General features: G+C 64.7%; 6 protein-coding genes. 2 read left to right on the forward strand and 4 right to left on the reverse strand.

The annotated features are described in order from the left end of the window. Positions 1-133 precede the first annotated feature (133 nt). Positions 134-730 (reverse strand): hypothetical protein, encoded by a 597-nt coding sequence (locus ABZ194_RS29915; protein WP_355600371.1) that lies wholly within the window; start codon positions 728-730, stop codon positions 134-136. Between the two features lie 303 nt (positions 731-1,033). Here ABZ194_RS29915 and ABZ194_RS29920 point away from each other — a divergent pair, with 303 nt between their 5' ends. Then, a complete protein-coding gene (locus tag ABZ194_RS29920) occupies positions 1,034-1,894 on the forward strand; it encodes a helix-turn-helix domain-containing protein (RefSeq protein ID WP_355600372.1) in 861 nt (286 codons plus the stop codon). A gap of 483 nt (positions 1,895-2,377) precedes the next feature. Here the strand turns inward: ABZ194_RS29920 and ABZ194_RS29925 are convergent, their stop codons facing one another. Then, positions 2,378-3,070 carry a GntR family transcriptional regulator gene (locus ABZ194_RS29925; protein ID WP_355600373.1) on the reverse strand — a complete coding sequence of 231 codons (693 nt, stop codon included), beginning with the start codon at positions 3,068-3,070 and terminating at the stop codon, positions 2,378-2,380. A gap of 302 nt (positions 3,071-3,372) precedes the next feature. Further along, on the reverse strand, positions 3,373-3,669 hold the full coding sequence (locus ABZ194_RS29930) for a hypothetical protein (RefSeq protein ID WP_355600374.1): 297 nt from the start codon (positions 3,667-3,669) through the stop codon (positions 3,373-3,375). Positions 3,670-4,017: 348 nt separating this feature from the next. Here ABZ194_RS29930 and ABZ194_RS29935 point away from each other — a divergent pair, with 348 nt between their 5' ends. Beyond that, positions 4,018-5,307: a hypothetical protein gene (locus ABZ194_RS29935; RefSeq protein ID WP_355600375.1), complete on the forward strand. Its 1,290-nt coding sequence runs from the start codon at positions 4,018-4,020 to the stop codon at positions 5,305-5,307. A gap of 730 nt (positions 5,308-6,037) precedes the next feature. Here ABZ194_RS29935 and ABZ194_RS29940 read toward each other — a convergent pair. Next, positions 6,038-6,660 (reverse strand): transposase (locus ABZ194_RS29940; RefSeq protein ID WP_355600376.1); only part of this gene is annotated, 623 nt, incomplete at its 5' end.

The following is a 6,660-nucleotide window of genomic DNA, read 5'->3' on the forward strand; positions in this document are numbered from 1 at the left end:
TTACCCCGGTTTTTTTGTGGGGGGGCCCTCCGTGTGCCGGTTGGGGCCCCCCCTCTACCGGGTCCACCCCCCCCGGGGGCCCCCCTCCCGGGGCCCCCCACGGGAGGGGTGACATGGGGTGCATGCCCCCCTGCTACAGGGGCCAGGCCCCGCCGAAGCCGTAGTGCCGCAGGGTGCCGTTGAAGTAGCGGTTGGGGGTTTGGCCGACCCCGGAGGGAAGGCTGCCCAGCTCAGTGGTGTAGGCGCGGAAGATGTCCACGCTGGTGGTCAGGCAATTGTTGTACAGGAGCCGGTAGCGCGTGCCCAGAAGTTCCTTCCACTTGGTCGTCGCGACAGCGGCCCCCATCCGATGGGTGTCCTTGCAACGGAAGCTGCTGTATCCCATCTGACGGAACTTGCCCTGCGTGGCGACCCAGGTCCAGCTGGAAGCCCAGGGACTCTTGGCAGGTAAGAAGGAGCCCCAGGTCCACCGATCCGGACCAGTCTTGAACGCCCAGCCCACGTGTCCGGCGTATCCGGCCCACGCCCTACCTGTGCTCGGTTCCTTGGGGTAGGAGAACATGCACACCCGTCCGGGGACGGCGGCGGCGGCGGGGGCGGGGGCCTGGGCGAGCGTGCCGACCAGCGCCAGCCCTACGGCCGCGGTCACGGCGCGGCGGAGACCACGGGAGGAGCCGGCCCGGGCGGCCGGCAGGATGGCTGAGGCGGCGGGGAGTGTGATTCGGGACATGGACAGCTCCGCTTCCGCTGGGAATGGATAGGATCCGCAGCCGCCCGGTAGGTCGGGGTGTCGGCTTGCGGTGCTCTCAGCACAGCACATTGGTGGGGTGTCCAGGCAGGTCAGTAGACGATGCCGGACAGAATCCACCCACATCAAGACAGCTCCGAGAGGCCGAGCAGAAGAAGGCGCGGACTGGGATTACACGGCTGTGTCGGTCCAAAGGCAGACACTATGATTGCTCCGTTTGGGAGATCCCCGGGTCGAGCGTGTTCGGGGAGCCCGCACTGCGAGGCGTATTTTTGAAAGGGTTATATGGATGTCAGCGATCTAAACCCTGAGCAGATCGCCACCGTGCATGAGTTCGCCCAGGCGCTGAAAGTGATCCGGGCTCGGGCGGGTCTGTCGCTGCGACAGTTGGAGAAAGAAGCCACAGTCTCCAGGTCCACGCTTTCAGTGATGCTGGGGGGAAAGCAGCTGCCGTCCGCGCTCACGCTGACGGGTTTCCTGCGGGCCTGTGGTTTGAGTGAAGAACAGGCCAAGCCGTGGTTGCGGACCCGGGGAGATCTTGAGATCAGGCGGTCGGCCCGAGGCCCTGACCCTGCTTCGGCTCAGGATGCCGCTGGCGAACAGAAGGCGGGTGTGTCGGAGGACACCGGCCCCATCAGGGTCGTCAACGACCGGCGCCCGCGTCGGTCCCGGTCAACTGTCATTGTTGCCGCAGCTGTAGTACTGGGGGCCGCGGGAGTCTGGGGGGTTGTGCAGTCTTTGGGAACTTCGGCCCAATCGATCAGCGGTGAGGCATGCCGGGGGGGTTATCAGCCGGTTCTCCGGGCCGGGGTGGCCATCAACCCCTGCATCGAGTTGCGCGAGGGCCAGGTTCGGGCGGCCGTTTATATCAAGGCCCTCCGGCCTTCCGGGACGAGTGGGAAGGTCACCGCCTATGTGTGGCTGACCCACCGGGACACCAAGGACAAGTACCGCGAGAGCCTGCACACCTGCCCGGTCGCCCTGGCCGACAATCAGAAGGTCGTCACCTGCGTGCGCACTTTCACCCCGCCGGCGGCCGGCTACTACTACACCGCGGCCAGCGCCCAGGCGGGCACAGATCCGTTACCGCCGGAGTGGTCTCCGCGGTACACCGGAACCCAAAGCCCTCCGCTGCACTGGGGGTGAGGTACCCCGATTGGGTGGCGGCTCCAAGACGGAGGGTTTCCAGAGAGGTAGGCGAATGACTCAACACGCGCCACCGACTTGAACTCCACCCAGCAAGATCATCGGCGTGCAGATGGATGAGCGTGGCCCGCGCGGTCGAGTGCCCCATGCGGTCCATCAGCTCCCGCAGCGTCGCACCCGACTGGAAGGCGAAGGTGTTTCCCGTGTGACGCAGAGCGGGGAGGTGAACGCCCGAAAGCCCCGCCTCCTTGAGCGCCTTGGCCCAGATCCGGGAGAAGGCCGGCCTCCTGAGCACGGCTCCCTTCGCCCCGAGGACGACGAACACCTCGTCACCGTCTCCGGCGTACGTGTCCAGGTGAGCGCGGAGCTCGAAGATGATACTCTCCGGTCACATGATCTACACTTAACCTGTCGTGTGATTCACGGATAAGAAAACCCGCTTGGTAGGTCAGCACCTAAGCGGGCTCGCGTGGTGAGGATCGGCTAACCGATCGGATAGGCGTCCTCCAGCTCGTGGCGATCAGCCGGCAAAAGCACCTCCACCACGGCCAACGCCTGCCCCAAGGCATCTCGGACCGCCCCGTACACCGCCAGCAACGGCGTGTTCTTCGGCATGCCGAGCCGCCTGGCCTCGTCGGCCGTGGGCATCCGTGCGGTGATCTGCTCCACGACGTGATCGAACCGCACGCCCTTACGGGACCGCAGATGATCCCGCAGCCCTTGAGGAAGCGGATCGGCACTGGTCAGATCGGTCCCCTCGGACAACCCAAGGGGCAACCACACCGAGACGACCTCGGTCGGCCCACCCTCCCGGCTGACCAGACGCCGACGCAGAAACGCCTTGCTCCGGGGAGCCAGGTTGAGCAAGGTGGCGACGCGGTTGGGTACGGCCACGGCCGCGACTTCGACCACCTCACCACAAGACGCGCTCTCCGGAGCGGTCAGGTACGCCTGCCCAGGCCGGGGGCGTTCGACCAAGGCCACCGCCGGACGTCCGCGCACGAACCGGCCCTTGCCCTGCTGAGACTCGATCCACCCTTGTTCCCGCAGGACCCGGAGAGCGGCGACCACAGTGGGCCGGGAAACACCGAACTCCTGGATGAGCTGGTTCTCGCTGGGCAGCATGGAGCCCGGAGGGTAGTCCCCCGACTCGATGCGCCGTTGGAGTGCCTGCACAAGCTGCGCATACTTCGGCGGTACGGACTCTAGCGACATAACGACCGTCCATCACCCAACAGGTTGTTTTACCAAGCTAGAGCGTAACTTGGCTTTCCTCCCCTGTCACGCGTTCGAGGACGGGGAGACCGGAGAAAAGGATGATCCCGGCAGACAGGAGCGGGGGAAAGGGCATGCGGTACCGGGGGCGGGCCGCATGCGTCCGTTCTGCTGTCTGCCGGGACAGTGGAAGGCGCGACGGGACAGGGGTAACGCTCCCCGGCCCCCTCCAGACCCGAGGGACCCCGCCCCGCCGCGCCCGTCTATCGGCCGACGTACTCGGCCAAGATCTGTGCCGCGCCGTCCAGATCGTTCACCGGGTGGCGCTTCTCAGCGGACTGCCAGGAGAAGTAGGCGCCGCCGTACCCGACGAACACCCATACCGGCAGTCCCACCCGTGGACGGGGAATCATCAGGGCGGTGGCGTTGTCACGCAGCTCGGCCCGCACTCCCCGCCGCAGCAGCGCATCCTGCAGAAGGGTGAGGAGGAGGGCTTCACTGTGCTGTTCTTCTTGGGGACCTGCTTGCAGGGGGACGGCGGGCTGGGGAGGCGGGGTCATGTCACGTTCCTTTCGGCCCGGCCGCTTGCGAGGCAGTCGAGACATTCCTGTTCTCCGTACGTCTCTTGATCACTGCCGCTCTCGCCGATGAGGAGGGCACGGCGCGAGCTGCGCAGCTTGGTCCCCCGCCCCCGGCAAAAGAGGCAGGGCTTTTCTTCGCTGGACTCGTCTGGCCGGGTCACCGTCGCCATCTCCTCGATTTCGATCCGCGCTCCCTGCGGCGGAAGGCGGGCTGACGTACCGTGGTTGCTTGATGACAAGTCCACCGGCAAACCGGTGACAGCAGGACCCCTGAAAGGCCCCCTTCGTTCCCCCCTCTTGAGCCCCCAGCCGGGAGGAAAGCCCCAGATGCCCGACTACATCCCCAACGTTCAACTCCGGGCATGGCGTAACGAGCACCGCCTAACCCGTGCCGAGATGGCCGAGCAGATCAACGCCACCCCGATCGGCGTCACCGAACGACTGGTGTGCGATGAAGAACGCATCCGCCGCTGGGAGGCCGGGGAAGTCTCCTGGCCACACACCGCCTACCGGCTGGCCCTGACCCAGCGGACCGGCCTGCAACCGGAAGATTTGGGATTCCGCCCGAATCGGCGCGGCCAGAACCGTCTCGTCGAGGCCACTGTGATGCCCATGGACGCCCTCCGAGCCGAGGCCGACCTGTACGGCACGATGGAACTGGCGCAGCAACTCCAGGCGTCCGATGTCGGCACCGGAACCCTGGAAGCCCTCGCCGAGGCCGTCGACCTGCTGTGCCGCGCCTACCCCGTCGTCTCCGCCGCCACCTTGCGCGACCGCACCCAGAAACGCCTCGCCCAGATCAACGGCCTACTCGGCGGCCGGATCACCCTCGACCAGCACCGCGAACTCCTGGTCATCACCGGCTGGCTGACCGCGCTCCTCGGATGCGTGCATTACGACCTGGGCGAGCGGGAGGAGGCCGAGACCGCCCGCCGTACCGCCTACGAGATGGGCCGCCAGGTCGGCCACGGCGAACTCATGGCCTGGGCCTACGAGATGAGCGCCTGGTTCGCCCTGGTCGAGGGCCGCTACGAAGACGTCGTCATCGCCGCCCGCACCGGCCAGGCCGTGGCCGGCCAATCCAGCGCCATGGTCCAACTGACCTTGCAGGAGGCCCGCGGCCTGGCCCGCATCGGCGACCGCCGCGAAGCCGACAAGGCCCTCACCCGCGGAGCCGACATCCTCGCCAAGCTGCCCACCCCCAGCAACCCGGATCACCACTTCGTGTTCGACCACGCCAAGTGGGTCTTCTACGCCGCCACCGCCTACACCTGGCTCGAAGACAACGACCGCGCCGAAGAACACGCCCTCGAAACCATCCAGATGCACACCCGCCCCGACGGCACTTCCAACGCCCCCATGCGCGTCGCCGACGCCCACATCGACCTCGGCATCATCCACGCCCGACGCGGCAACCTCGACGCCGCCGTAGAACAAGGTCTGAATGCCTTCGACATCGACCGCCGCTCCCTCACCGACCTCGTCCACCGAGCCGGCGACCTCGACCGCGCCCTACGCCAGCACTACCGCCGCGAAGCCCTCACCCAAGAGTTCCACGACCGCTACGTAACTGCCCGCAGGGCACTTTCCCTTCGACAACATGATCTACTCGATTGATCAAATTAAGAATACGACAATACAGTCACAGGAGACAAAAACCGCAAATCTTCCATAAAGCCACAATATTCGGATAGCTGCCCATTCATACACAGAGTAACATGGAGCACTCGGTAGCTACACCCCCAAAGGGAGGTAAAGTTTTCCAGGTCAACCACCTGCCCCCACGTGGAAGAGCTTTGGGATCGCCAAATAGTTCCAACGAGACGATTCAAAAGCGGATTGTCAAATTCTCTACCGCCCTAGAGGGACAACCCAACGATAGGTCCATAGTCAACGAACACCTACTACATGGCTCCTGCTATGCAATTTCCGAGCAACAATACTATGCCTTGAAAGATGAGGTGGCAAGCAAGTTCGACCTAGAAGTAAATAGAGATATATTTGTTGTCGGCTCCGCAAAACCAGGATTTAGCATAGCCCCCCAAAAAAGGTATCGCCACTTCGGAAACCAGTCCGACATCGATGTAGCTATAGTTAGCCATCACCTTTATGAGAAGGTTTGGCATGAAGCGCATAATTACGCTGAATCTGGAGCAGATTGGCCTGCAAGGCGGGAATTTGAAAGGTATGCCGCATGGGGATGGATAAGACCAGACAAGCTGCCGGCCCAAAAGTCTTTTGAATTTTCGAACACATGGCGGCAATTTTTCCAAGGGTTACAACGAAGCCGAAATTATGGGCCATTCAGGATTGCGGCAGGCCTACTGAGCATGAAAGCTGGGCGTTACTACGGTGGGTCGAAGAGGACGAGGCCGGTCTCGGCGATGAACCCGTCCAGCAGGCCGGGCTGGTACTGCATCCGTTTCAGCCCGTGCCTGATCAGGACGGTCAGTTCGTCGATGCCGCGAACGGCGAAGTTGAGCAGCGTGCCGCGTAGGTTGGCCCAGACGCCCTCCGCCGGGTTCAGCTCAGGCGCATACGCCGGGAGCCGGTAGACCACCAGCCAGTCCTCCTGCTCGATGATCCAGTTGCGCATCCGGGCGCAGATGTGTTCGGGCAGACTGTCCCACACCAGCGAGATCGGGCCGCCGAGCTGGGCGTGCGCGGCGTGCAGCAGGGCCTTGAACCGCTCGACGCCGAAACCCTTGGGCTCGCCCTTGCGCCGGTGGTAGGTGAGGGTGCGATAGATCAGCCGGGTACGCATCCCGGGCTTGACGCAGACCAGCCCGGCGATCGAGACCCGTCCCCGTCCGCCGTAGGACGCCGTCAAGACCGGGGTGTGGCCCCGGCGGCCCCAGGTACGCCCTTTGGGCGGCCTCAGGCTCTGGCCGGACTCGTCGGCGAAGCAGAGCCGGGAACTCCAGGCCGCCCGCGTTCTTTTAAAGCGGGCCACGTCCACCTCTTCCAGTG

Origin of the sequence: Streptosporangium sp. NPDC006007, from assembly GCF_040614315.1 — a bacterium.
Classification (GTDB): domain Bacteria; phylum Actinomycetota; class Actinomycetes; order Streptosporangiales; family Streptosporangiaceae; genus Streptosporangium.